We start from the raw sequence: 23,602 nt of genomic DNA on the forward strand, positions 1-23,602 counted from the left end.
GGTGCTGTTCAGCTGTTGTCCGGCTTGGCCAGGCTTTCCTGGTCCTCCTGCTTGGCGGGTTCGTCCGACAGGCCCTGCGGGGTGAGGTCCAGGTCCTCCGTGTTCTCCGGAGCCTCGGGGGCTTCGCCCGTCTCGGCGGCCTTGAGGTTGCCGGTGTCGTCCAGGGCCGGGTTGGCGCCCTCCACCACCGTGGGGTCCTTCTTTCCGGAGCCCGGCCGGGCATCCGAATCCGCCTGGGCATTCAGGGGAGCGGTGCTGCTGGATCCCGTGTTGGTGGGATCATTCTCGTCAATCGACGCGGGTTCGTTCGTCATGGAAGTGTCCTCTCGGGCGTGGTCCAGCCTGTCCGCCCCGACTCTAGGCGCAGCCGGGCCCATCCGCAAGGAATCGGCCGCCGCGCCCACCTATAGTGGGGTTTGAACCGCAGAAGCAAGGCTCAGGAGGCCCCTCATGCTCGTGCTCGTCATCAACTCCGGATCGTCGTCGCTCAAATACCAGGTGCGCGATGTCGCGGCCGGGAGCGTCCTGACCGAGGGGCTGATCGAGAAGATCGGCATGGGCAACGGCGGTGACGGGGACGGGGAAATCGAGGGCCCGCGGGACCATGCCGAGGCACTGGAACAGGTGGACGCCGCCATCCACCAGGAACTCGGCGGCCTGGAGCTGGCGGCAGTGGGCCACCGGGTGGTGCACGGCGGCGAGCGGTTCGCCGAACCCGTGCTGATTGACAACGAGATCACCCGCGCCATCGAGCGCCTGAACCCGCTGGCACCGCTGCACAACCCGGCCAACGTGCTGGGAATCCGCGCCATCACCAGGAAGTGGCCGGACATGCCGCAGGTTGCCGTGTTCGACACCGCCTTCCACCGCACCCTCCCGGAGCACGCCTGGCGCTACGCTGTCCCGGATGAGCTGTACACCAACCACGGCATCCGCCGCTACGGCTTCCACGGCACCTCCCACGAGTACGTGGCGCGGCGCGCGGCAGCGCTGCTGGACCTGCCCATGGAAGAGTTCGACGGCGTGATTGCCCACCTGGGCAACGGCGCCTCCGTCACCGCCATCCGGGGCGGCCATTCCGTGGACACGTCCATGGGCTTCACGCCCCTGGAAGGCCTGGTGATGGGGACCCGCTCGGGCGACCTGGACCCGTCCATCCTGGTGTTCCTGGGCCGGGCAGGCTGGACGCCGGAGGACCTGGACACCATGCTCAACCGGGAATCCGGGTTGAAAGGCCTGGCCGGCAACAACGACATGCGCTCCGTGGTGGAGGCCTCGGAATCCGGCGACGCGCGGGCTGCGACGGCGCTCGCCGTCACCTCCTACCGGCTGGCCAAGTACATCGGCGGGTACCACGTCGCCGTGGGCGGGGCGAAGGCACTGGTGTTCACTGCAGGGATCGGCGAGAACTCCCACCAGTTCCGTGCCCTGGTGGCGGACAGGCTGGGCGCGCTGGGCATAGAGCTCGACGCCGGCCTGAACGCCGAGCGGTCAAAGGAGCCGCGCGTCATTTCCACGGCGCGGTCCGCCATTCCCGTCCTGGTGGTTCCCACGGACGAGGAGCGGGCCATCGCGGAGGCGACTGCCGCCGTCGTGACTTCCGCGGCCGGGTAACCGACGCTCTCTCACTTAACGCGGGGTTTCCCCGGACCCTCTCTCACTTAACGCGGGGTTTCCCCGGACGCTCTCTCACTTAAGCCCTGCCCTTGAGGATCAGGTTCCAGTAGACCTGCGGGAAGATGTCCCGGTCCACCACCCAGGACAGCCTGCTCTCGTTCCAGGTTGGCACCCGGGGAATGGTGGGCATGGCCCGGTACCGGTCGTCGAACTCGGCGAACACCACGGTGTCGCGTGACACCGTGAAGGGGCACACCGAGTAGCCGTTGTACTTTGCCCGCAGGGCCTTGCCTTTCCGCGCGGCCACCAGGTTTTTGGCCAGGACCTTCGTCTGCTTCCGCAGGGCGCCCCCCGACTTGGAATTGGTGGTTCCGGCCGCGTCCCCCAGCGACCAGACGTTCTGGAACCGGATGTGCCGGAGCGTCTGCCGGTCCACCTCCACGAAGCCGCCGGCGTCACCGGCTGCAGGCAGGTCGGTCGCCTTGAGCCAGTCCGGGGCGGACTGCGGCGGAACGGCGTTGAGGACGTCGTAGTGCAGGTTTTCCTCGGTACCGGCGGCCAGGTCCCGGATGGTGGCCGTCTGGCCGGCCGCGTCCACGGCAACCAGTTCGCTGTTGGTCCGCAGCTCGATGCCGTACTCGGCGATCTTGCGGTCAAGCTCCCGGTCCACCTCCGGGACGCCGAACACGGTGGGGTAGGGCTGCACCATCACCACGCGGATCCGGTCCAGGACACCCTGTTCCCGCCAGTAGTCGCAGGCCAAGTACATGGGTTTCTGGCTTGCGCCGCCGCATTTGACGGGACCGGCGGGCATGGTGAAGACGGCCGTGCCGGACGTCAGGCCGCTCAACAGGGTCCAGGCCTTGGACGCCAGTTCGAACTCGTAGTGCGAGGCGCCGGCGGGCGAGTGCACGGCCTCGGCCAGGCCGGGCACGGCATCCCAGTCATACTGCAGGCCGGGGCACACCACCAGCTGTCCGTAGGACACAGTGGAACCGGACGCCAGGGTGACGGTGTTCGCGTCCGTGTCCACACCGGCGGCGGCGTCGTGGATCCACGTCACGCCCTGGGGGATCACGGACTCCTGCGACCGGACGGCCTCCGTGGCCTGCGCCCGGCCGCCGGCGATGTGGGAGAACAGCGGCTGGTAGAAGTGGTGGTCCTTGGGCTCCACGACGGCCACGTCCTTGACCCCGTAGCGCTCCAGGCGGGCGGCCAGTGACACGCCGGCGTTGCCGCCGCCGATGATGACCACCTCGTGCTGCGCGGCCACCGTGCTACTTCTTTTCGGTCAGGGCGGAAGCCTTGTGCGCGGCCCGGGCTCCGGTCTTGGCCGACTCCACCACATACTGCGGCTCGTCCTCGCTGGCACGGTGGGTGTTCCCGTCCAGTTCAAAGTCACTGGTCTTCTTTTCCACGATCCTGCCGTGCGTCTTGCCCTGCGGGGTGTTCCATTCCACGGACGTTCCCTTGCCCAATGACATCTGTGCTCCTAGGTGGGGTTTGTGGTGGGAAGCGGCTCGGCTGCGGGAGCCGTGCCCCCAGTATCCGCCGTTGGGAGCGGTGTCTCAACGGGGGCGTACGACGGCGGCGCGTCGCCTGGCGCCGGCTGGGTCGCCGGGGCGGTGGCGGGCGCTGTCCCTGCCGGAGCGGTTGCGCCGGTGCCCGTGCCGGATGAGGCCGGGGCCGTTGGTGCCTGGGCTGGGCCTGGTTCCCCGGAAGGAGCAGGAGTGGCTTCCTGGGCGGAACTTTGTGTGGCGCTGGGATCCGCCTGGACGATGGCCATGATCTGTGCCTTGTAGGAGGACAGGGTGGCCTGGATTTCCGAAAGCGGCACGTTCTGGATATTCCGGCCGTACTCGGCGATTTCTGCCCACAGCGCCTGGAGGGAGGCCATGCCCGCTTCGCTAAGCGGGCCATCCAAGGTGAGGACCAGCTGGCTGGCCAGTGCATAGGTAAGGCACTCTAAGCAGTTGTAGTTCGCCGCGGCGGAGAGGTTCTCCGGCACCACAACGTCGGCCTGGCCCACGATGAGGACCACCTGGAAGCCCACGGCCACGGCGGCGCACCCGCTGCAGCTGGCAAAGGCGTAGGCCTCATTCCTGGTATCAACGGGTTCGCCGTCCTCGGCCCACACCAGAGCGAAGGCGACGCTGTAGGTCACGGACCCGTCGGTGGTGTTGACGGCCAGGGCCTGGTTGCCGCCCTCCTCGGGAGCTGCCGGTCTGTCAAAGGGGAACACCCAGGACGGAGCCTCTGAACTGGCGGTTCCTGCCGGACCAGCCCCCGCGGAAGCGTCCACCGGCACCAGCACCATGCTCAACTGAGGGTTCTCCCGGGTGGGCTTTGCGGCGCCTTCGGGCCACAGGGCCACGGTCCGTCCGCTGCCGCCTTCCCGCAGCGCTGTGCCCGAGGCAGGCAGGACCGAAGCCGTCGCATCGGCCAACGTCCCGCGTTCGTACGGCTGCACCGGACGGTACGTGCCTCCGTCGGGCCACCACGCCCACGCAAGCCCCGCCAGCAGTGCCGCCACTGCGCCCATCGCGGCAGTCCGCCGAAGTGCGTGTCCGCTCGTTTTCCGCCAGAGGCCGGTGACCAGCTGCCGCAGCAGCCGCACCAGGATGTAAAGCATGCCAACCATGGGAAGGGCCACGGCCGCAATGGCCAGGATGCGCACGGCGGCGCCGGCCAGGTCGCCGGCGCCGAGGCTCCCGGCGAGCAGCTCCTGCTGTTTGGCCGCACTGCTCCAGGCGGTGGCCAGGAGCCGGGGCAGGGCGAGCACCATCATGGCAAGGCTGAACAGCAGCAGCGGCACGGTGACCAGCACCCACAGGGTCACGACGGCGCGCGCCCACGGCTTGAGGACCCGGTTTTCCGGCCGGCCCCAGCGCCAGGGAAGCAGGCCCAGCAGGACGGGCCTGATGCGCTGGAAGAGGTCCGGCACGCCGGTAGCGTCGGCCAAAATGTGGTACCCGTCAAAGCGGACCAGAGGCAGCAGCTGCCTGACCATCTGCAGGATCTGGGTGACCACCACCAGCAGCAGGGCATCGAAGCCGGTAGCCCACCACAGCCCCATGATGCCTACGGCAACAACGGCGTTGAAGTACAGGCCGCCAAGGTCCGTGCGGATTCTGCCGCCGCGGCCCAGCCGGTAGGAATCCGTGACGTCCGTGAAGAACGCCGGCCAGACAAGGTACAGGCCTGCACCCATGGCGCCGGGCGTGGCCCCGCCCCTGCGGGCAGCGGCGGCGTGCCCGAATTCGTGGAACCCCGCGGAAAGGATGGTGACGGCAAAAATCAACAGGAGCAGGACCGGGTTCTCAAACGCCTCGTGGGTGGCAGATCCCAGGCCCTTGACCATCAGCACCCACCAACAGGCAGCCAGGAATGCCAGGGTCACCAATACGACCACCAGCGGGTTGAACAGAACCGTGAAGGGTGCCGTGATTCTGCGGGTGCGTTCCGGATCGGTCACTGTGTAGCGGAAGCGCATGCCCAGCAGCGGATCAGCCTTCCGGACCGCGGGCTGGGATCCGTCCGCAAGCCGCAGCAGTCCCAGCGGCAGCAGCTGTGAGTCCATCAATGTGCGGACATTGTCCGCGCTGATCAGCCTTCCGGACGCCTCGCTGGCGTGCCGGGCAACCTCCTCCTCCGTCCGTGTCCCGTCCACTGCCTCCAGCACCGCGAACAACAGCGGCGTCAGTTGCAGGGTCTGGCCGTCGGCGCGGCGGACCAGCGATGGCGGCTCCCGGTAGCCGGATCCCTCGGAAGGCCCGATGAGCTGGACGCCGTCGGCCCGGGCGGGAGTGTGCAGCGGGTGGTCGGCGGTGGGCGCAGCGGACGACGGCGGGCCCGCCTGGGTGCGTGGCCCGCCGCTTGTGTGGGTCATGGGTGCTTACTGCCGGAGGTCGGACTGCTGGTCGGCAGTGGCGTTGGCTTCGCCCTCGATGTGCTGGGAGATGATGGCATCCTGTTCGGCCACGGCGTATGCCTGGCTGTCGATGGAGCCGATGTTCGCGGCAACCGCGGCATCGATGGGCGCGGCCACGTTGGCGTTGGCGGCCACTGCGCCGTTGATCGGGGCCGCGATGTCCGCGTCGGCGGCAAGGTCCACGTTGACGTTGAGCAGGTCGCCGTCGAGTGCGGCGGCCGGGTCCACCGGCAGCGCGCCGACGTCCGGCAGGGCGGTGCCGGCCTCCGTAGTCCCGGTGCCCGCCGCGCCGTCCTCCACCGTGCCGTCGCCGACGGTGTCGTCCGACTGGTCGATGGTGCTGTCCTGGGCGGAAGCCGCATTGGCGTCAGCCACAATGCCCTGCTCGATCATCACCCCCTGGTCGGCCAGCGCCTGGGCATCGGAGCCGTAGGAGAGGATGTTGGCGGACGCCGCGGCGTCGATCGGCGCGGCCACGTTGGCATTGGCGGCCACGGCGAGATCGATGGGTGCCGCCGCATCGATGCCAAGATCCAGGTCCGCATTCAGGTCAAGGACAGAGGCAACTTCCTTGTCCGGCAAAGCGGTTCCCTGTTCCGCCATTAGTTCGTCGTCGGTCAGGGGACGCATTTCTTCCATGCTCACAGAAACCTCCACGTACGGCGCTGGTTGGCCTGCCCCCAGCGGGCAGCCAGCGCCAGACAATAGTAAGCATGATTAGTGTTATTGGATACATCCGTGTCCAGCGCCGCCCATGGTGCGGCTTGGCGCAAGGTGACGGGCGACGGCGGAGGAGGGCCGCCGTCGTCCGCTCACGTCCGTGCGCGCAAACGCTGGGCGGCGCCGGCAACCCTGTTGCACAAGGCCCAGTAGGCCACGCCTGCCGCCAGGGAGGCGGCCAGTGCGAGCGGAAGGCCCAGGCCCGCCAGCGGCGGGTAGACCAGCCAGTGGACGAGGTAGATGTGCATGGAGGCGCTGGCCAGCAGGACCGTCACGCGGCCCAGGGCCCGCGGCATGGGGAGGGCGGGCAGCCAGGCAAGCAGCAGGATGCCGGCAATCACCGTGACGTCGCGGTTGGCGTCCTCGAAGAACCCCGGAACCGTGAGGACGGCCAGGGCGGAGACAATGCAGCGCTGGGCGAGGTTGCGGGACCGGGCCACCGCCCATCCGAGCGCGAAGAGCCAGAGGGCCGGAACGGTGTACGGCACACCCGGCTCCACGAGTTCGTACCGGGTCAGGAGGCCGCCGCCGAACAGGATGAGCGGGAAAATGAACGGGAATCGGCGTTCCGCGCGGTGCAGCCACGGGATGGAGAGCAGGGCCGTCATGGCCAGCAGGATGTAGACGATCACCTCGATGAACCAGAAATGCCACTGCGTGGTCACCTGCTCCGGCCCCAGGATGGCGTTGAGGAGCACGATGTTGACCAGGCCGTAGTGGTCGGTGACCAGGTAGGCGAAGGCGATGAACACCATGCTGGGCACGGCGATCCGGGCCACGCTGGTGAGCTGCCGGCGCAGGCGGGGCAGCCTTTCGCCGGAGAGCTGGAAGCGTGCGAAGTTGAACCCGGCCGCGGCAATCAGCACGTGGGCCATGCCCTGCCAGTTGAACAGGCCGATGTGCGTGCCGGCGATCAGGAAGATTCCCACGGCCCGGAGGACCAGGCTGGTGTCCGTGGGGGCAAAGAGCCGTGCGAGCCGGGTCCGGGCGGGCCGGCCCGGCCGGCGCGGTTCCAGGTCGCGGACCGGCGTGACATGCCAGTCCGGGGGCAGGTGGCCGAGGGCCTGCTCGAGCCGGACCGAGGCCGCCACGAAGGACAGGGAGTCGCCGCCGAGCGAGACGAACGTGTCCGTGTCCGCGATGTCCGTCTGCTCCAGCGTGTCCTCGTAGATGCGCCTGACGGTGTCCGGCCCGGCCGCGGTGCCCTGCGGCTCCTGCGGGGAGCGACTGTCCGGGGTGCGGTTGTGCGGGGCCGCTTTGTCCGGGGCTGTTGCCGGGGCAGCCGCGTTGCCCGCGGCTTTTGCGGAGAGCGCTGCCACTGCCGGGTAGTCCACCTTGCCGGTGGCCAGGCGGGGAAGTTCCGCCACTGCATGGATGTCGACGGCGGCGCGCGGCAGGCCGAGGCCCTGCGCGAGGACTTTGGTGAGCAGCCGGGTGTCGTGGGTGCCCTCCACAGCGACGACGAGCCCCTGGTCCGTTCCGGCGCTCGCCGCGTGCACGCCGAGGTCCGCCAGGAGGCGTTCCACCTGGCCCAGGTCAACGCGCAGTCCCACGATCTTGACGAACCGGCTGCGCCGCCCGCGCACCTCGTAGAGGCCCGCGGCGTTCTTCACCGCGAGGTCGCCGGTGCGGAGCTCGGTGACGGTGCGGCCCTGCGCCAGGTCCTCCGGGGTCTCGGCATATCCCAGCATGACGTTGGGCCCGGTGTACACCAGCTCGCCGTCCGCCAGTCCGGGCACAGGTTCGATGCGGAAGTCTCCGCCGGGGACGGGCACGCCGATGGCGCCGGGATGCGCCGTGGCAAGGTCCGGCGGCAGGTACGCCATCCGGGCCGTGGCCTCCGTCTGGCCGTACATGACGAAGAGCTCCCAGCCCTGCCGGCGGCCCAGTTCCGCGTAGTGCACCACGCTCTCCGGGGCGAGCCGGCCGCCGGCCTGGGTGACGTAGCGCAGGCTGGGCAGGTCCATGTCCGCGAAGCCCACGCGCTCCAGCAGCTCAAAGGTGTAGGGAACGGCGGCGAACGCCGTGGCACCTTCCCGCCGGAACAGCTCCCAGAGGCACGGATCCACCACCGACAGTCCGGTCAGGACCAGGCCGGCGCCGCGCAGCAGATGGCTGTTGATGACCGAGAGGCCGTAGCAGTACGACATCGGCAAGGTAGTGGCGGCCCGGTCTTCAGCCGTGATTCGCAGGTACGTAGCGATGGACTCGGCGTTGGCTTGCAGGTTGGCGTGGGAGAGGCGCACCAGTTTGGGGGAGCCCGTGGAGCCGGACGTGCTGAGCAGGAGGGCAAGGTCCGGATGCAGGGTGTGCCGGGTCCCGGGCCGGCGTTCGTCGAGGACGCACTCGCCGTTCGCGGAGCGGACCACGACGTCGGGGTCGTAGGCCGCCACCAGGGATTCGAGGGCAGCCGGCTTGTCCTCCGGGAGGAGGATCAGCGGGTGGCCGGACGCCAGGGCGGCAAGGTAGGCCACCAGAGATTCGACGTCGTTGGACGCCGCAAGGGCGATGAGGCGCCGTTCAGTGCCCAGCCTCCGGGCAAAGCTGTCGACGCGGGCGGCCAGCTCCCGGTAGGTCAGCGTCAGCCCGTCGGCAAGGATGGCAGGCCGGTTTCCGTAGCGCGCAAGATCGGCAGCGAAAGAAACCCGCGCGAAATCAAGCTGCGTGGTCATCCGGCAATCTTATTAGTACAGCCTTACCTTACTAAAATCGGGCGTTAAGAAAAGCGGATGGAGAAATAAAAGGGGAGTGCCTGCTTCCGCGGAAATGCCCATCGACTGCTCCAATAACGTCGTTCCGGGGGCTCAAAAGGGCTTTATTGGAGCAGTCGATGAACCATGAGGGTGAGCTTTCCGGCAGCGTCTTGACAGCCCAAAGCCGTCGGGCCAAGCTGGCGCTGTGCCTACCTGCCGGCCGAGCCGGGCCGGCACCAGGCCGTTGTCCAAGGAGAATCCAATGCCTGTTGTGGAAGAAACCGTCGTCATTCCCCGGCCGCAGCAGGAGGTCTTTGACTTCCTGTCGAAATTCGAGAACATCGCCGTCTACGATTCCTCGGTCACCTCGTCCGGGCAGATCGGTGACGGCCCGCTGGGCGTGGGTTCACGGGGCCGCGGAACCAGCAAGATCATGGGGCGGCAGTTCGACTGGACCGCCGAAATCACTGAGTTTGATCCGCCCCGGCGCATGGTGTCCCGTTCCGTCGAGGGCAAACTGGACTTCACCATTACCATCACGCTCGAACCGGCCGACGGCGGCACCCGCGTCACCGAGCGGATCGAAGCCGCGTCCGGCCTGGGCGGCATCTTTGGCAAGCTGGCCGACCCGCTGGTGGAACGGGCCCAGGGAAGGACCGTCCGCGCCAATCTCGAAACCTTGGCCGAGTGGCTGGCGGAGCATCCACAGTCCTGAGCGGTTTCCCCATCGATTGCTCCGATATTGCCGTTTTGGAGGCTCTAAACGGCAATATCGGAGCAGTCGATGGCGTACGGCGTCGTCCTACTTCAGGCCGGCGCCGGGCAGCAGCTCGGTGGCGCCAAGGGAATCGGCGATGAAGGCGTAGTCCCAGGCCCGTTCCCGCCACTGCACGTAGCGGCCGGACGCGCCGCCGTGCCCGCCGTCCATCTCGATCTTCATCAGGATGGGCTCGGTGCCGGTGGTTTTGCTCCGCAGCTCCTGCACCCACTTGGCCGGTTCCACGTACAGGACCCGGGTGTCGTTGAAGGAGGTGACGGCGGCGATCTTGGGATACGCCGCCTCCCTGACGTTCTCGTAGGGGGAGTACGACTTCATGTAGGCGTAGGCCGCGGGATCGGTGATGGGGTTGCCCCACTCCTCCCACTCCAGGGCGGAGAGCGGCAGCTCGGGATCGAGGATGCTGGTCAGGGGGTCCACGAACGGCACCTGCGCCACGATCACTGCGTACTTTTCCGGCGCCATGTTCGCCACGGCCCCCATCAGCAGGCCGCCGGCCGATCCGCCCAGGGCGGCGATCCGCGCAGGATCCACCCAGCCGGAACCGGCCAGCCAGTCTGTGGCGTCGATGAAGTCGGTGAACGTGTTCTTCTTGGTGAGCTTCTTGCCGTCCTCGTACCAGTGCCGGCCCAGCTCCCCGCCGCCGCGGATGTGGGCGATTACGAACACCACGCCGCGGTCCAGCAGCGACAGCCGCGCGATCCCGAAGCCCGGATCCATGCTCAGCTCATAGGAGCCGTACCCGTAGACCAGGCCGGCCGCCGTCGAATCCTGCTTCACGGCCTTGTGCCGCAGTACGGAGAGCGGAATCCTGGTGCCGTCCGCGGCGTCTGCCCATTCCCGGGTGGCGACGTAGTCGCTGCCGTCGTAGCCGCCCAGGACCGGGCTTTCCTTCCGCAGCAGCAGCTCACCCGCGGGCTGCTGCGGGGTGGGCAGCACGAAGTCGTACACGCGCGACGGCGTGAAGTAGGACGTGTAGCCCAGCCGGATGACCGGGGCCTCGTAGTCCGACCCGCCTACGCCCGCAGTGTAGAGCTCCTCATCGAAGGCCGGCTCCACGGGTTCTTCCTGGGCGGGCGTCCCCAGCCCTGCCAGCCCGATGAACTGCACGCGCTCGATGGTGTCCTTGCGGATGGAAACGACCAGGTGCGTGGAGGTGACTCCCGCGCCGTTGATGCGGACGTCGTCGGAATGTTCGACGACGGTGAGCCAGGCCTGCTCTGCCAGCGGCTTGGCGAGCTCGGCCGGATCAGCCAGGGAGACCATGGAGTTGACCGCACCGCGGTTGTGCGTCAGCAGGATGCGCTCGCGTTTTTCGCCGTCGGGCCCGGCAAGCAGGAACGGCTCGGCCTCATAGAGCACGCGGTCGTTCCGGGAGATCACGGTGGTGAGTTCCTGGGCGGGGTCGTCAAAGCGGAGCAGGCGGGTTTCGCTGTACTCCGAGCACCCGATGCCCAGGACGAGGTGGCGCCGGTCAGCTGAGAGCTCGAAGCCCAGCCACATGGCGGCGTCGTCCTCCTGGTAGATGACTACATCGTCGGCAACAGGCGTGCCCAGGACGTGCGCCTTCACCTGATACGGGCGCCAGGAATCATCCACCATTGTGTAGAAAATCCGGGTGCCGTCGGGGGAGAAGGCAACGCCGTAGAAGATGTTCTCGATGACGTCCGGCAGCAGCTCGCCGGTGCTGAGGTCCTTGATGCGGAGGGTGAAGCGCTCGTCCCCCGAGTTGTCCACGGCATAGGCGTAGAGGGTGCCGTCCACGGTTACGGCCGAGCCGCCCACCGAGAAGAACGGCTTGCCCTCCGCCTCCACGTTGCCGTCCAGCAGGACTTCCTCGCCGGGGATTTCGACGCCGGGCTGGACGGCGGGCGGGGTCCAGTCGGCAACCTTGTCCCCGGTGTCCGCGGCCCTGACCCGGCACTGGATGCCGTATTCCTTGCCCTCCACGGAGCGGCTGAAGTACCACCAGCCGTCCTTGCGGTGCGGCACGGACAGGTCCGTTTCCTGGGTGCGGCCCTTGATCTCCTGGAAAATGGCCTCGCGCAGCGGCTCCTGGTGTGCGGTGACCGCTTCCTGGTAGGCATTCTCGGCTTTCAGGTGCGCCACCACTTCGGCGGATTCCTTGTCCCGCAGCCACTCGTAGTTATCCACGAAAACGTCCCCGTGGTGGACACGTTCGGACGGGATCTTCTTGGCAACCGGCGGTGTGGGAGCGGCAGTGGCGGCGGAGTCCCGCAGCGGAGTCTGGGTCATTCCTTCAATATATAGATCCGCGCCGACAATTATCCGGCCGTTCGCTACCGGGGGATCGCCGCCTCCCGGCCCGGGAGTAAAGGGCGTCCGACGGCGGTGCGCGCGGCAGCGGTGCGGGGCGGAAAAGGGCCAAAGACCCTAGGGGCGGGGACCGGTGTGCGGGACGGTGGAGGGAGTGGAGGGACAGACCGGACGGACACCAAGGGCGCGGAAGGAGAGCAGCAATGTCCAGCGAGCAAGGTCCGGCCCCAAGGGCCCAGGCCTGGCGGGCGGTGGCCGGGTGTGTGGGCAGGAGCTTCGTGATGCTGGCCCGGCGGCAGGTCCACCTGCCCGGGGAAAACGTGGGACGCGTCCTGCAGTTCGCGGACGGCAGCACGTCGCGGGTGTACCGGGAAACGGCCGTCAGAGCCGCACCCGGGGAGCCGTGCACCCTCGTTGTCGCCTTCAGGCTCAGGCTGGTGCGGGGCAGGGCGCACCGCCTGTTCGAAGCCGAAAGCCTGCTCAACACGCCGCTCTTCGTCGGGTTTCCTGGTTTCGTGTCAAAGCTCTGGTGCGCGCATGACGACCGCGGAGTGTATCGGGGCTTCTACGAATGGGATGGCGCGGAAAGGGCACACCATTACGCGGCATCCCTGTGGCGGGTCCTGGAACTGGTGAGCGTCCCGGGCTCGATCAGGTACAAAGTATTGCCCGGGCTGCGCCGGGATGAGGTGCTCGCAGACCCGGCCCGGATGGAAGCTGCCGCCGCCGGGGCCGGCCCGGCCTGGTGGCGGCTCCTGGGCCACCCATGACCGTCCACAGCGACGTCCTGGTGGTGGGCGCCGGTCCCGCCGGCCTGGCAACTGCGCTCCAGGCGCATGCCCACGGAGCCACCGTACGCATTGTCGACCGGCGGGCGGAACGGGTGCGCCCCTCCCGGGCAATGATGCTCCACGCCCGCGCACTCGAGGGACTCCGGCCGCTGGGTGTCACGGACGAACTGCTCAGCCGGGCGGACACCACCCCGGAGGCACGCATCCACCTCGGCAAGCGGGTGGTGCAGGCCAGGCTTGGCCACGCCGACCTTCCGGACACGGCCTTCCCGCACCTGACGCTGGTCCGTCAGGCCGACGTCGAAGACGTTCTGTGGCGCGCGCTCAAAGCCCGGGACGTGCCGGTGGACTGGGGCGTTGAGTTCCGTGGCCTCGCCGCCTTCCCGGGCAGGGGCGGAGCGTTGCGCGCCGACCTGCGGCTGGCGGACGGCCACTTCCCCGGGGCGAACCGGACCCTTGGCAACCCGCACGAACAGGGCCTGGAGCAGCACGAATGCCGCTTCCTCGCCGGATGCGACGGGCAATCCAGTACCGTGCGCGGGCTCGTCGGTGCCGAGTGGAGCGGGGCGCCGTACCGGGTGGAGGCAGTCCTGGCCGACCTGGAGCTCGATGGCCCGCTGGACCCCGGCCTCCTCCATGTCGCTGTGGGAAGCGCGGGGCTTGCGTTCCTTTTCGCCCTGGGCGAGGGCGCCACGTGGCGGCTGCTCGCCACCCGCACGGCAGACCCGCATGCCGCCGGCCCGTTCGGGCAGCTGGGGCCGGCAGTCCCGGCGGGGGAAGTGGCCCGGCTCGTCCAGGAGTCGGGGCTGGAGGCGACGGTGCGGGACGTGCGGTGGTCCGCGCAGGTCCGCCTGCAGCACCGAGTGGCCAGCAGGTTCCGCAGCGGGAACCTGTTCCTGGCCGGAGACGCCGCGCACGCCCATTCGCCGGCGGGCGGCCAGGGGATGAACAACGGCATCCTTGATGCGCTGAATCTTGGCTGGAAGCTTGGATTCGCTTCCGACGGCGGGACGCACCCGGAACTGCTCGGCTCCTATGACTACGAGCGCCGCCTCGCTGCCCGGCGCGTGCTGGCCCTGACCCACGTCATCTTTTTCGGGGAAGCGTCACCCCACCCCCTTGCGCGCCTGCTCCGCGGCCTCCTTCCGGTTTCCGCGCCGTTGCTGCCGGTGCTGCTGCGCCGGCGGCGCCTCACGTCTGCCGGCATCAGGCTGCTGGCACAGCCTTTTGTCCGCTACCGGAACAGCGGCATCTCGCTGGAGGGCACCCCGCCCGCAGCGCGGTGGCCGCGGCCGGGGGACCGGCTGCCGGACGCGCCGGCAGCCACCGGCGGGCGGCCCGCCCGCCTTCACGAGCTGACGGCCGCGCCGGGCGTCCACATTCTGCTGGAGCATGATGCCGGCTGGGATGCGGCGGGCGCGGAGCTCGCGTTTTCAGGGCGCAAGGTCCATGTGCATCGGCTCAGCAGCCATCCCGGCCGCGGCATCGTTGCGGTGCGCCCGGACGGCCATGTCGGTTTCCGCTGCGGGGAGTCGGACCTGCACCAGTTGCGCGCCTGGCTCCGGCTGGTGGGTGCCGTCCCGGACTGACGGGAACGGCGGGCCGCCGGCCTAGTGGGCTTGAGGCGGCGGGCGTATCCTGTTCACGCCAAGGCACGTCCATCAAACGTGAGAGGGGAACGTCACATGACCATCCCGCCAGTGCACGAGCCCGAGCCGTTCCCGCCGGAACCAGGCCCGGACCAGCCAGATCCAGCCCACCCCGGCCACCCGGGCCCGCCGGCTCCCAATCCGTTCCCCGCACCGGAACCCCCGGGCCCGCTGCCGGTGCCGGATCCGGGCCCGGCACCGCTGCGGCCGGACCCGACGCGGAGCTGACAACCAGCATCTGAGGGGCCTTTCGCGTACCGCGATGGGCCCCTCACCCATGTCCCGCGAGGCCGCAAAAAACTTCAAAAATACCCTTCGGAACCCCTTGCAGACCTGATTCCCCAGTGATAAAAAATCTATATCAGCCAATACAGATCGGCTGATGCGGAAAAGTGTTGGACCGTCTCTTACGAGGAGGGAAGCCATGTTGATGCGAACTGATCCGTTCCGCGAGTTGGACAGGCTGGCCCAGCAGGTCCTCGGCACGGCGGCGCGCCCGGCAGCGATGCCGATGGACGCGTGGCGGGAGGACCAGGAATTTGTCGTCGCCTTTGATCTGCCCGGCGTCGCACTGGATTCTGTGGATCTGGATGTGGAACGGAACGTCCTGACGGTACGGGCCGAGCGCCCCGACACTGCAGGCAAGGACACCGAGTTGATCGCCTCCGAGCGGCCGCGCGGCGTGTTCAGCCGCCAGCTGATCCTTGGGGACACCCTGGATACTGACAACGTAAAGGCTACGTACGACGCCGGTGTCCTGACGCTGCGGATTCCTGTCGCCGAAAAGGCCAAGCCGCGCAAGATTGAAATTGAGACGAAGGGGGCCAAGCAAGAGATTGCCGCCTAGCTTCAACACAGGATCGGAAAGTCGGGGATTTGCTGACTGCCTTTAGGGCGGATTGCACAGTATGCACGCCACAGCGCTTAAAGCGCACCGGCAGCCTACACCCGCACTTCCCGGTATGGCGGCCCCCGGCTTCGGCCGGGGGCCGTCTCATATCCGGAGAAAGCAACGCGGGGTCACCTATCGCGCAAAAAACCCCGTCGGATGGACCGTAAGTGACCCCGCGTTGCTTTTAACCTGGAGGGATCAGGTGTTGAGTTCCAGCATCAGCGCGGGCAGCTCGTCCGCGAGTTCGCGCGCCAGGAAGCCCAGGGGTCCCAGCCGGCTGGCAAGCCTGTCCGCAGCAGCCGCATGAAGATGGGTGCCCCAGCACGCAGCCTGGGCTTCACTGGTTCCCCGGGCGCGAAGGCCGGCGATGGCACCGGCCAGGACATCCCCGCTGCCTGAGGTCCCCAGCCCGCCGTACCCCGTGGTGATTTTCCAGAGCTCCGCCTCTTCCGGAGCATCACCCGGCGGCCTCGCGATCAGGCCCTGGCAGCTCACCACCGCCTGGTACCGTTCGGCAATCTCCGCGACATCAGCCGGCAGGTCCTCCAGCCCGCGGCCAAGCAGGATCTCAGCCTCCTTGGGATTGGGCGTCAGGATCAGGCGCCCCTTCCACGGACCGGACTGGTCCTCCACGTTGGCCAAGGCACCCAAAGCGTAGGCATCGAGGACGACGGCGGGACCTCCGCCGTCGTTCCCTTTCCCGGAGGCGGCCTCCCGCCCGAGCAGCGCCCGGAGCAGCTCCTCGGCCAGGTCCAGGTCATCGAGGCCCGGACCCACCAGCACGGCATCTGCCTTGTCCAGGTACGGGGCAATGAGGTCCAGTCCCTCGGCCGTTACGGACCCGCCGGGGGTTTCCGGCAGGCCCACTGTCCCGCACTCCGGCAGCGCGACGCCCACGTGGACAGCCACCGATTCCGCGACGGCCAGGGTGAGTTTCCCGGCGCCGGCCCGAAGGGCGGCAGCACCGGAGAGCAGGGCGGCACCGGGAGTCGCCCGGGCCCCGCCGACCACCAATACCGATCCGCGGGAGTACTTGTCCTCGCCGGCGGCAGGGAGCGGCCAGTCGCGCAGGAGCGACGGCGTCACCAGGGCTGGCTGCGCGGCCCCGGCCGCGCCCGCCTCACCGCGGGTGGACACTGGCGTCCCCGGCATGTTCGGTCACGGCAACGCCCTGCTCGGTCAGGTGGTCCGCGACATTGAAGCTTTCGAGCGTCCAGCGGCCGGCGCCGGAGGGCCGCACATAGCGGGTCAGGGAGGCATTCAGGACCGAGGTGGTGGCCGCCAGGTCCAGGAGTTCTGCTTCACTCAGCCCTTCAAGCACGTACCGGAAGAGCATGATCACGGCGTCGTGGCACACCAGCATCACCCGATGCCCGGTGCCGAGGTTGTTCAGTTCCGCCAGGACGGAGCGCAGCCGGAGGGCCACGTCCGCCCAGGATTCCCCGCCCGGCGGCCGGTAGTACAGCTTGCCCAGCCATTCGCGGCGTTCCACCTCGTCCGGGTAACGCTGCTCCACGCCCAGCCGGGTGAGCCGGTCCAGGATGCCCAGTTCGCGGTCCCGGAGCCGTTCATCGGTGCGCACCTTCACGGGCCAGCCCGCCACCTCCACGGCGATTTCCGCCGTCTGACGGGCACGTGCATAGGGCGAGGAAACCACGGCGTCCGGCCGGAACTCCTCGGCGGTCCGGGCCAAGGCCGCGCCCAGGGCCTTGGCCTGCTCCTGCCCAATGTCGGACAGGTTCACATCGGCGTCGCGGGCCGGCACGGCGATGACCGCCGCCCCTGCCTCCCGGGCCTCGGTGGCGGCAACGTTGCCTTCACTCTCGCCGTGCCGGACCAGTAGCAGTTCCACCGCCCCGGCTTCCTGCACAGCCTCTGTCAGCCCGTCGTCGTTCAAGAGAATCACCCCGTCTGCGTGCCGTTCCGATTGCAGGAACACTACCAGCGGCGTACCCAGCGGGCGGGGAAAATAACGGGTGACGGCGGCCGGCATCTCGCGCCCGCAACGGAAATCCGCGCCCGATTCGGACACCCGCTCCCGGGGCCCGGGGCGCGGCTGTCCGGATCAGGCGCGGAAATGCCCCTCGGCTTACCGCTCCGGCGTCAGCACCTTGGAGAACACAGTGGCGCCATTGGCATTGCGCAGGCTTGCCGTGAAAGTGTTGTCTTCGCCCAGCTGCACGTGACCGAAGAACTGGTTCTCGCCGTTGCGCGGTGACTCTCCCGCGAACTTGCCCGCCTTGGAGAACACCACCTCGGGCCCGAACGTGCCGTCCATCTTGTTCGGTCCAAATGAACCCGCCGCAATCGGCCCGGCCACGAATTCCCAGAAGGGGTCGAAGTCGGTGAAGGCCGCACGCTCAGGGGAGTAGTGGTGCGCGGCGCAGTAGTGAACGTCGGCGGTCAGCCACACCACGTTCCTAACCTGGTTGCGCTTGAATGCGCTCAATACCCCGGCGATCTCAAGCTCACGGCCCAGGGGTGCACCGGCGTCGCGGTTTGAGACGCTTTCCTGGTTGACCGGCCCGTCGCCCACGATGATGCCCAGCGGCAGGTCGGCAGCGATGACTTTCCAGGTGGCCTTGGACTTGGTCACCTCGCGGATCAGCCAGTCCACCTGCTCCTGGCCCAGGATCGAGGTGGCGTATGGCTCCTTGCCGTCCGTGTTGGGGGACTTGAACGTCCGCATGTCCAGGCAGAAGATGTCCAGCTGCGGGCCGCGGCTGATCTTCCGGTAGATGCGGGCGGGCTGGTACTGGCCGGCGTCGTCGAACGTACCCGGCCGCCACAGGGCCGAGGAATCGGCGATGGGCATGTTCTCCTGCCACGCTTGCCGGCCCCGTGCTGCCAGGGTGTTGACGTCGCGGACGGTGTAGCGGGGATCGTCCAGGATCTCGCCGGGGTACCAGTTATTAGTGGTCTCGTGGTCGTCCCAGTTGGCGATGACGGGGACGTCAGCGAACATGGCCCGCATGTTGGCGTCCATCTGGTTGTAGCGGTGCCGGCCGCGGAATTCCGTGAGCGTCTCGGCCACCTTGGACACCTCCTCCGTGACCAGGTTCCGCCACACCTGCCCGTCCTTCTCCACCACGGTTTCCGTGATGGGGCCGTCGGCGTAGACGGTGTCGCCGGAGTGGATGAAGAAGTCCGGACGGGTCTGGTGCATGGCGCGGTAGCCGCGCATCCCGCCGATTTCCTCGTTGATGCCCCAGCCCTGGCCGGCGGTGTCGCCCGTCCACACAAAGCTTTGGGCGGACGACGCCGGCACCTCGCCGCCGTTGCTTGTGTCACCGGTGCGGCCGTTGCCGGTATACGTCCCGGCGTCGGGAGCCGTGCGGAAGCTGCCGCTGACAGTCTCGCCGGCCGCGCCGCCGTCGTCCTCGAAGCTGATCTCCAGTGCAAAGCGCGTGTTGGAGGGCAGGTTCCCGGCGTGGATCTTGGCGGTGAAGTCGGAGGCCTGGGTGGCGCGGGGCCCGCGGAGGACGCGCTCAAAGGCGCCGCGGCCGCGGAGGACCTCGCCGCCGTCGTCCACGGCCCGCAGCACCGCGGTCATCCGCCCGGCACCGGAAGAACGTGACCACAGGACGGCGGAATCGGAGGTGACGTCGCCGGTGGCGATGCCGCTGGGCAGGGTGAGCCGGTTCCGGACCAGCGCGACGCCGGCCGGCGACTGCACTGTGGCGGCCTGGGCGGCGGCGGGTGTGGCTGCCAGTGCGGCAGCGAGGACGGATCCCTTGACGATGGTGCGGCGTGAAATGTCAGTCATGCCGTCCAGCCTCCAGGGGCCGGGCGCACAGACGTTTTCCCGCCGGTGAACCCCGGGTGAGCCCCGGTTGAACAGCCAGGTGGGCCCCTTAGCCGGACGAGCGGCCCTCGACCGCAGGAACGGCGTTGCCCGGCACCGCTCATGCGGGGCAGGCCCGCCCGTCCGCCAATGCCCGCGGCCTCAGCCGGCTACGGAACCGCGAACTCCCCGATCCGCCCCTCCCGCAGCGCAGCCCCAACGGCGTTGATCGCCCCGTAATCCGGGAACAGAACCGACTGGCCCGCGATGAATCCGGAGCCCGCCGTGGGCAGGGTCATGGTGCCGATCGCGTTCACGTCCAGGTTCCGCAGGCTGTAGGCAAGGATGGCAGCCTGCACGGGGTCGAAGCCCCGGTCCACGGTCAGGCAGCAGGACGCGAAATCCACCAGACCGCGCACGGCGTTGACGTCGTTCAGGCCGCCCCCGCCGGTCAGGCGGGCCAGGATGGCTTTGAGCAGGATCTGCTGGTTGCGCACGCGCTGGAAGTCGCCGTCGGAAAATGCGTACCGCTCCCGGGCGAACTCCAGCGCGGACTGCCCGTCCAGGTGGTTCACGCCCGGACCGAAGACGTGCCCCGTGTCGTGCGTGGACTGGAACGGAATGGGCACGTTGACGTCGATCCCGCCCAGCCCGTCCACCATGCCCCGGAAGCCGTGGAAGTCCAGCATCACGGTGTGGTCAATGGTGATCCCGAACAGTGACTGCACCGTTTGGGTGGTCATGTCGATGCCGCCGTACTGCAGCCCGGCATTGATCTTTGCGCCGCCGAAGCCCGGGATGTCCACCCACGTATCCCGGTTGATGGAGATGATGTACAGGGTTCTGCGGTCGGCGGGGACGTGGACCAGCATGAGGGTGTCCGACCGGTGGTCCATGGCCTCGCCGGTTGCCGCCGTGTGGGCTGCGGCGTCCCGAGCACTGGCACGGCTGTCGCTGCCGATGACCAGCACGTTCATGGGCGCCGCAGGCAGCTCCGGGATCGGCTCGGGCGGCGGCGGGGGAGCAGGGGCCGGCGGCGGCGTTTCGGAGGGAGTTTCCGAGGGGGTTGCCGACGGGGACGGCGATTCGCTCTGCGTCGCGGCGGGCTGCGCCTCCGTGCCGGAACGGTTGAGGCTGATGACTGCGACGACGGCGGCGGCCACCAGGACCAGCGCCAGCAGTGCGGCTATCCAGCGCCGGCGGCCGTGCGCCACCCAGCTGCCGTTGTGGGGACCGGGGGCGGGCCCGGATGCGTTGGGGCCGGAGGGGTCAGAACCGTCAGGCGTGCTCATTGTGCCTCACCTCTTTGTGAATGGGTGGGATCAGTGTCCGCCAGCCGAGGCCCTGCTGGCTACAAAGTTGTCCAAACTGTCACCTTGCGTCGCCTGACGGGGTCAGACGAATCACGCTTGATTACGACGGCGGCAGCGCGGTCAGGCGGGAACGTCGCCGCCGGGAGAAGTGCCGGGGTCGCCGGAGAGGTGCGGGACCGCCCGAACGCTACGGCGACTCCGCGCCTGTCCCGCGAGCCGGTGCGTTCAGGCGCGCGTGGCGGAGGATGGAGACGATCGCGGGCGCCAGTTCGTCCTCCATCTGCCGGTACACCTCGGGCGCGCGCCGGTAAGGGTCGACGATGTCGTTCTCGGCGGCGTCGGCGGGCAGGGACAGGTGCCGCACCCCTGCGGCCCGTGCCGGGAGGCTCTTCCAGAAGGCGGTGTTGGCGCCCAGCCAGCCGCCGTCGTCGTCATCATCCCTGGCGGGCGCGCTGCCCCCGGATGCTGCGGCGCGCTGGACCAGGACGTCGAGCATGCGGGCGAACTCGCGGATGGTGAACGTCCGTTTGAGGAGGGCGGCGTCCAGCTGCAGCACCTCGCCGCGGTGTGCGGAGGTCATGGTGAGCACCAGGTCCACGCCGCGGAGGATCTTCGGGGTCAGCTGGCGGGCGGCGAAGTTGTCCGGGTTCCCGCCGAAGGTGCGGACGATGTCCGCGGAGAGGGGCTGCATGGGGTCGCCCACCATGGCCCGGGTGCCCGCGCTGGCCACAACGAAACCGCCCGGCACCGCCTGGTCCAGTCCCGCCTGCAGCAGCCGCTCGGCCACCGGCGAGCGGCAGATGTTGCCTGTGCAGACGGTCAGGATTTTTACTGGTTCGGACGTGTCCAAGGGGATTTTCTCTTTCCAGCCGGTGCGCAGACCGTCCAGCCCGCGGATTTCAACTTAACACGCATCACCCGGACCCTCTCTCACTTGATGCGGGTTTTTGGGGAACCCTCTCTCACCTTTCCGGGCAGGAGGCACGATGATATGACCGTGGAGAAAGTTATCGGGCGTGACTGCGTCATTGCCGGCGGCGGACCGGCCGGGATGGTGCTCGGCTACCTGCTGGCACGCGCGGGGCTGCGCGTCACAGTGCTCGAGAAGCATGCCGACTTCTTTCGGGACTTCCGCGGCGACACCGTGCATCCTTCCACCGTGACACTGCTGGGCGAGCTCGGGCTGCGGGAAAAATTCCTGCAGCTGCCGCTCACGCGCCTGCCCGCGATGGACGTCGTCATGGACGGCCGGCGTTTCAGCATCGTGGACTTCAGGACCCTCCCGGAGCCCGACAACTTCCTGGTCCTGGCGCCGCAGTGGGATTTCCTGAACTTCCTGGCCGGCGAGGCGTTGGCGTTTCCCAACTTCGAGCTGCGCATGCTCACCGAAGCCACCGGCCTCATTGTCGAGCAGGACGAGGTTCGCGGCGTACGGGCGGCGACAGAGGACGACGACCTTGAGATCCGTGCGACGCTCACCGTAGCTGCGGACGGGCGGGCGTCCGGGCTGCGCGCCGCGGCCGGGATGACTCCCGACGAGTTTGGCGTGCCCATCGACGTTCTCTGGTTCAGCCTGCCCAAACCGCCGGAACCGCCGCCGGCAACCCTCGGCTACATCTCCCGCCAGGGCATGGTCCTGACCATCGACCGCGGCGACAGGTACCAGTCGGGCATGGTCATCCGGAAGGGCGGGTACGACGAGCTTCGTGCGGCAGGGCTGGAGGCGCTCCGGGCCAGGATCAGCCACGCGGCTCCTGTTCTGCGCCCCGTCGTCACCACCCTCGTGGACTGGGACCAGATCAAGCTCCTTTCGGTCCAGATCAACCGGCTCCGCCGCTGGTACCGTCCGGGCTTCATCGCGATCGGCGACGCCGCCCATGCGATGTCCCCGATGTTCGGCGTTGGCGTGAACTTCGCCATCCAGGATGCCGTTGCGCTGTTCAACGCCATCTCCGGGGACCTTGCAGCCGGGGCCGCGCCGGCCGGAAAGCTCGCGGCGGTGCAGCGGCGCAGGGAGAAGCCGGTGAAGGTGATGCAGTTGCTCCAGCGCAACGGGCACAAGGCCATTGTCCGGGCAACCGCCGGCAACAGTGTCGCGCCGCGCTGGTTCGTCGGGCTCCTCCGGTTCGCCTCGCCCCTGCTGCGCCGGATGACTGCCCGGTTCATCGGCGTCGGAATCCGTCCCGAGCACGTCAGGCCCGGCGCCTGACTGCAACGAGGGCCGGCCCCTGCGTCCCGTCCCAAACCGACGCTCTCTCACTTAATGCGGTTTTCCAGCGGATGCTCTCTCACTTTCGTAAGGAAAGTGAGAGAGCATCGGCCAATTTGGCCCGTTAGGTGAGAGAGCGTCGGCCAAGATGGCCCGTCAAGTGAGAGAGCATCGGCCAATATGGCCCGTCAAGTGAGAGAGCGTCGGCCAAGATGGACCGTTAAGTGAGAGAGGGTCGGGAGGGAGGGGCAGGTTAGAGCGCGGCCAGCATCTCCTTCATCTGGGCGATCTCAGCCTCCTGGGACGTGACGATATCCCGGGAGAGCTGGATGGACCCGGCGTGCTTGCCGGCGGCGATCTCCTGCTTTGCCATGTCGATCGCGCCCTCATGGTGTCCGATCATCTGCTCCAGGAAAAGCCGGACGGCTTCCGTTCCCTGCGCGGCCTTGAGCTTCTCCAGGCCCTGGGAGTCCACCATGCCGCCCATGCCGTGTCCCGAGTGGTCCGACATCATGACGGGCACGTTCCACTCTTTGAGCCAGCCGGTCATCGTCTCGATCTCGGGCGCCTGGGCGTTCTTGATCTTGGTGGCCAGCGCGGTGACCTCCGCGGGCAGGTCCGGCTTGGCGAGCATCATGTCGCTCATCTCCACCGCCTGCGCGTGGTGCGGGATCATCATCTGCGAGAACATGATGTCCGCCTGGTTATGGTCCGCACTGGCGTCCGGCATCATGCTGGCCATGGGGCCGGAGCTGCCGTGGTTCATGGGCATGGTGTTTCCGCCGGAGCTTCCGGAGCCGGCGGCGCACCCGGCAAGGCCGAGCGAGGCCGCCAGGGCAGCGGCGATGGTAAGGGTTTTGAGGTTCGTGTTCATTTTTTGGGGTGTCCTTCAGGGAAGTAATGTGAACTGGGCCAATTCATGCGTGGAGAGCCACGCGGCGCAGTCCG

General features: G+C 68.3%; 19 protein-coding genes. 6 read left to right on the forward strand and 13 right to left on the reverse strand.

The features are described 5' to 3' along the window. Positions 1-8: 8 nt before the first annotated feature. Positions 9-314, reverse strand: coding sequence for a hypothetical protein (locus PV768_RS06105; protein ID WP_321214299.1), 306 nt, complete (start codon positions 312-314; stop codon positions 9-11). A gap of 136 nt (positions 315-450) precedes the next feature. On the opposite strand from PV768_RS06105, the gene PV768_RS06110 reads away from it, so the two are divergent. Further along, positions 451-1,614, forward strand: coding sequence for an acetate kinase (locus tag PV768_RS06110; protein ID WP_321214298.1), 1,164 nt, complete (start codon positions 451-453; stop codon positions 1,612-1,614). A 79-nt stretch (positions 1,615-1,693) separates the two neighbouring features. Here the strand turns inward: PV768_RS06110 and PV768_RS06115 are convergent, their stop codons facing one another. The 5 genes from PV768_RS06115 to PV768_RS06135 all read right to left on the reverse strand — a co-directional run bounded on the left by PV768_RS06115 (position 1,694) and on the right by PV768_RS06135 (position 8,940). Beyond that, entirely contained in the window at positions 1,694-2,890 is a 1,197-nt protein-coding gene (locus PV768_RS06115; RefSeq protein WP_321214297.1) for an FAD/NAD(P)-binding oxidoreductase, read from the reverse strand. Between the two features lie 4 nt (positions 2,891-2,894). Next, positions 2,895-3,101, reverse strand: a complete 207-nt coding sequence (locus PV768_RS06120) for a DUF2945 domain-containing protein (protein ID WP_157241319.1) — start codon at positions 3,099-3,101, stop codon at positions 2,895-2,897. Between the two features lie 8 nt (positions 3,102-3,109). Beyond that, positions 3,110-5,506 carry a hypothetical protein gene (locus PV768_RS06125; protein WP_421092544.1) on the reverse strand — a complete coding sequence of 799 codons (2,397 nt, stop codon included), beginning with the start codon at positions 5,504-5,506 and terminating at the stop codon, positions 3,110-3,112. A gap of 6 nt (positions 5,507-5,512) precedes the next feature. Then, positions 5,513-6,187, reverse strand: a complete 675-nt coding sequence (locus tag PV768_RS06130; RefSeq protein ID WP_421092567.1) for a peptidoglycan-binding protein — start codon at positions 6,185-6,187, stop codon at positions 5,513-5,515. Between the two features lie 173 nt (positions 6,188-6,360). After that, on the reverse strand, positions 6,361-8,940 hold the full coding sequence (locus PV768_RS06135) for an AMP-binding protein (RefSeq protein ID WP_421092545.1): 2,580 nt from the start codon (positions 8,938-8,940) through the stop codon (positions 6,361-6,363). A gap of 283 nt (positions 8,941-9,223) precedes the next feature. Here PV768_RS06135 and PV768_RS06140 point away from each other — a divergent pair, with 283 nt between their 5' ends. Continuing rightward, positions 9,224-9,676 carry an SRPBCC family protein gene (locus tag PV768_RS06140; protein WP_157241325.1) on the forward strand — a complete coding sequence of 151 codons (453 nt, stop codon included), beginning with the start codon at positions 9,224-9,226 and terminating at the stop codon, positions 9,674-9,676. Between the two features lie 87 nt (positions 9,677-9,763). Here the strand turns inward: PV768_RS06140 and PV768_RS06145 are convergent, their stop codons facing one another. Next, the gene (locus PV768_RS06145) at positions 9,764-11,995 is read right to left on the reverse strand and encodes a S9 family peptidase (protein WP_421092546.1); all 2,232 of its coding nucleotides are present in this window, start codon (positions 11,993-11,995) and stop codon (positions 9,764-9,766) included. 224 nt (positions 11,996-12,219) lie between these two features. Between PV768_RS06145 and PV768_RS06150 the strand changes: the two genes are divergently transcribed. From PV768_RS06150 to PV768_RS06160, 3 genes are all read left to right on the forward strand, one after another. Next, entirely contained in the window at positions 12,220-12,786 is a 567-nt protein-coding gene (locus PV768_RS06150) for a hypothetical protein (RefSeq protein ID WP_321214293.1), read from the forward strand. Continuing rightward, positions 12,783-14,396 (forward strand): FAD-dependent monooxygenase, encoded by a 1,614-nt coding sequence (locus tag PV768_RS06155; protein WP_421092547.1) that lies wholly within the window; start codon positions 12,783-12,785, stop codon positions 14,394-14,396. Before PV768_RS06150 ends, PV768_RS06155 begins: the two co-directional genes overlap by 4 nt. A gap of 484 nt (positions 14,397-14,880) precedes the next feature. Then, on the forward strand, positions 14,881-15,303 hold the full coding sequence (locus tag PV768_RS06160; protein WP_157241333.1) for an Hsp20/alpha crystallin family protein: 423 nt from the start codon (positions 14,881-14,883) through the stop codon (positions 15,301-15,303). 243 nt (positions 15,304-15,546) lie between these two features. On the opposite strand, the gene PV768_RS06165 is transcribed toward PV768_RS06160, so the two are convergent. From PV768_RS06165 to PV768_RS06185, 5 genes are all read right to left on the reverse strand, one after another. After that, on the reverse strand, positions 15,547-16,485 hold the full coding sequence (locus PV768_RS06165) for an NAD(P)H-hydrate dehydratase (protein ID WP_321214290.1): 939 nt from the start codon (positions 16,483-16,485) through the stop codon (positions 15,547-15,549). Next, positions 16,469-17,254, reverse strand: coding sequence for a histidine phosphatase family protein (locus PV768_RS06170; RefSeq protein WP_321216290.1), 786 nt, complete (start codon positions 17,252-17,254; stop codon positions 16,469-16,471). Before PV768_RS06170 ends, PV768_RS06165 begins: the two co-directional genes overlap by 17 nt. A 183-nt stretch (positions 17,255-17,437) precedes the next feature. Further along, entirely contained in the window at positions 17,438-19,114 is a 1,677-nt protein-coding gene (locus PV768_RS06175) for an alkaline phosphatase D family protein (RefSeq protein ID WP_421092548.1), read from the reverse strand. Between the two features lie 188 nt (positions 19,115-19,302). Then, positions 19,303-20,424 carry an LCP family protein gene (locus tag PV768_RS06180; protein ID WP_157241337.1) on the reverse strand — a complete coding sequence of 374 codons (1,122 nt, stop codon included), beginning with the start codon at positions 20,422-20,424 and terminating at the stop codon, positions 19,303-19,305. Between the two features lie 208 nt (positions 20,425-20,632). Continuing rightward, complete coding sequence (locus PV768_RS06185; RefSeq protein WP_421092549.1) at positions 20,633-21,295, reverse strand: low molecular weight phosphatase family protein; 663 nt, start codon at positions 21,293-21,295, stop codon at positions 20,633-20,635. 141 nt (positions 21,296-21,436) lie between these two features. On the opposite strand from PV768_RS06185, the gene PV768_RS06190 reads away from it, so the two are divergent. Further along, the gene (locus PV768_RS06190; protein ID WP_421092550.1) at positions 21,437-22,654 is read left to right on the forward strand and encodes an FAD-dependent oxidoreductase; all 1,218 of its coding nucleotides are present in this window, start codon (positions 21,437-21,439) and stop codon (positions 22,652-22,654) included. 253 nt (positions 22,655-22,907) lie between these two features. Here the strand turns inward: PV768_RS06190 and PV768_RS06195 are convergent, their stop codons facing one another. Further along, a complete protein-coding gene (locus PV768_RS06195) occupies positions 22,908-23,528 on the reverse strand; it encodes a DUF305 domain-containing protein (RefSeq protein ID WP_157241343.1) in 621 nt (206 codons plus the stop codon). Positions 23,529-23,602: the final 74 nt, after the last annotated feature.

The organism is Pseudarthrobacter sp. CC4 (assembly GCF_048957775.1).
Taxonomy (GTDB): Bacteria; Actinomycetota; Actinomycetes; order Actinomycetales; family Micrococcaceae; genus Arthrobacter.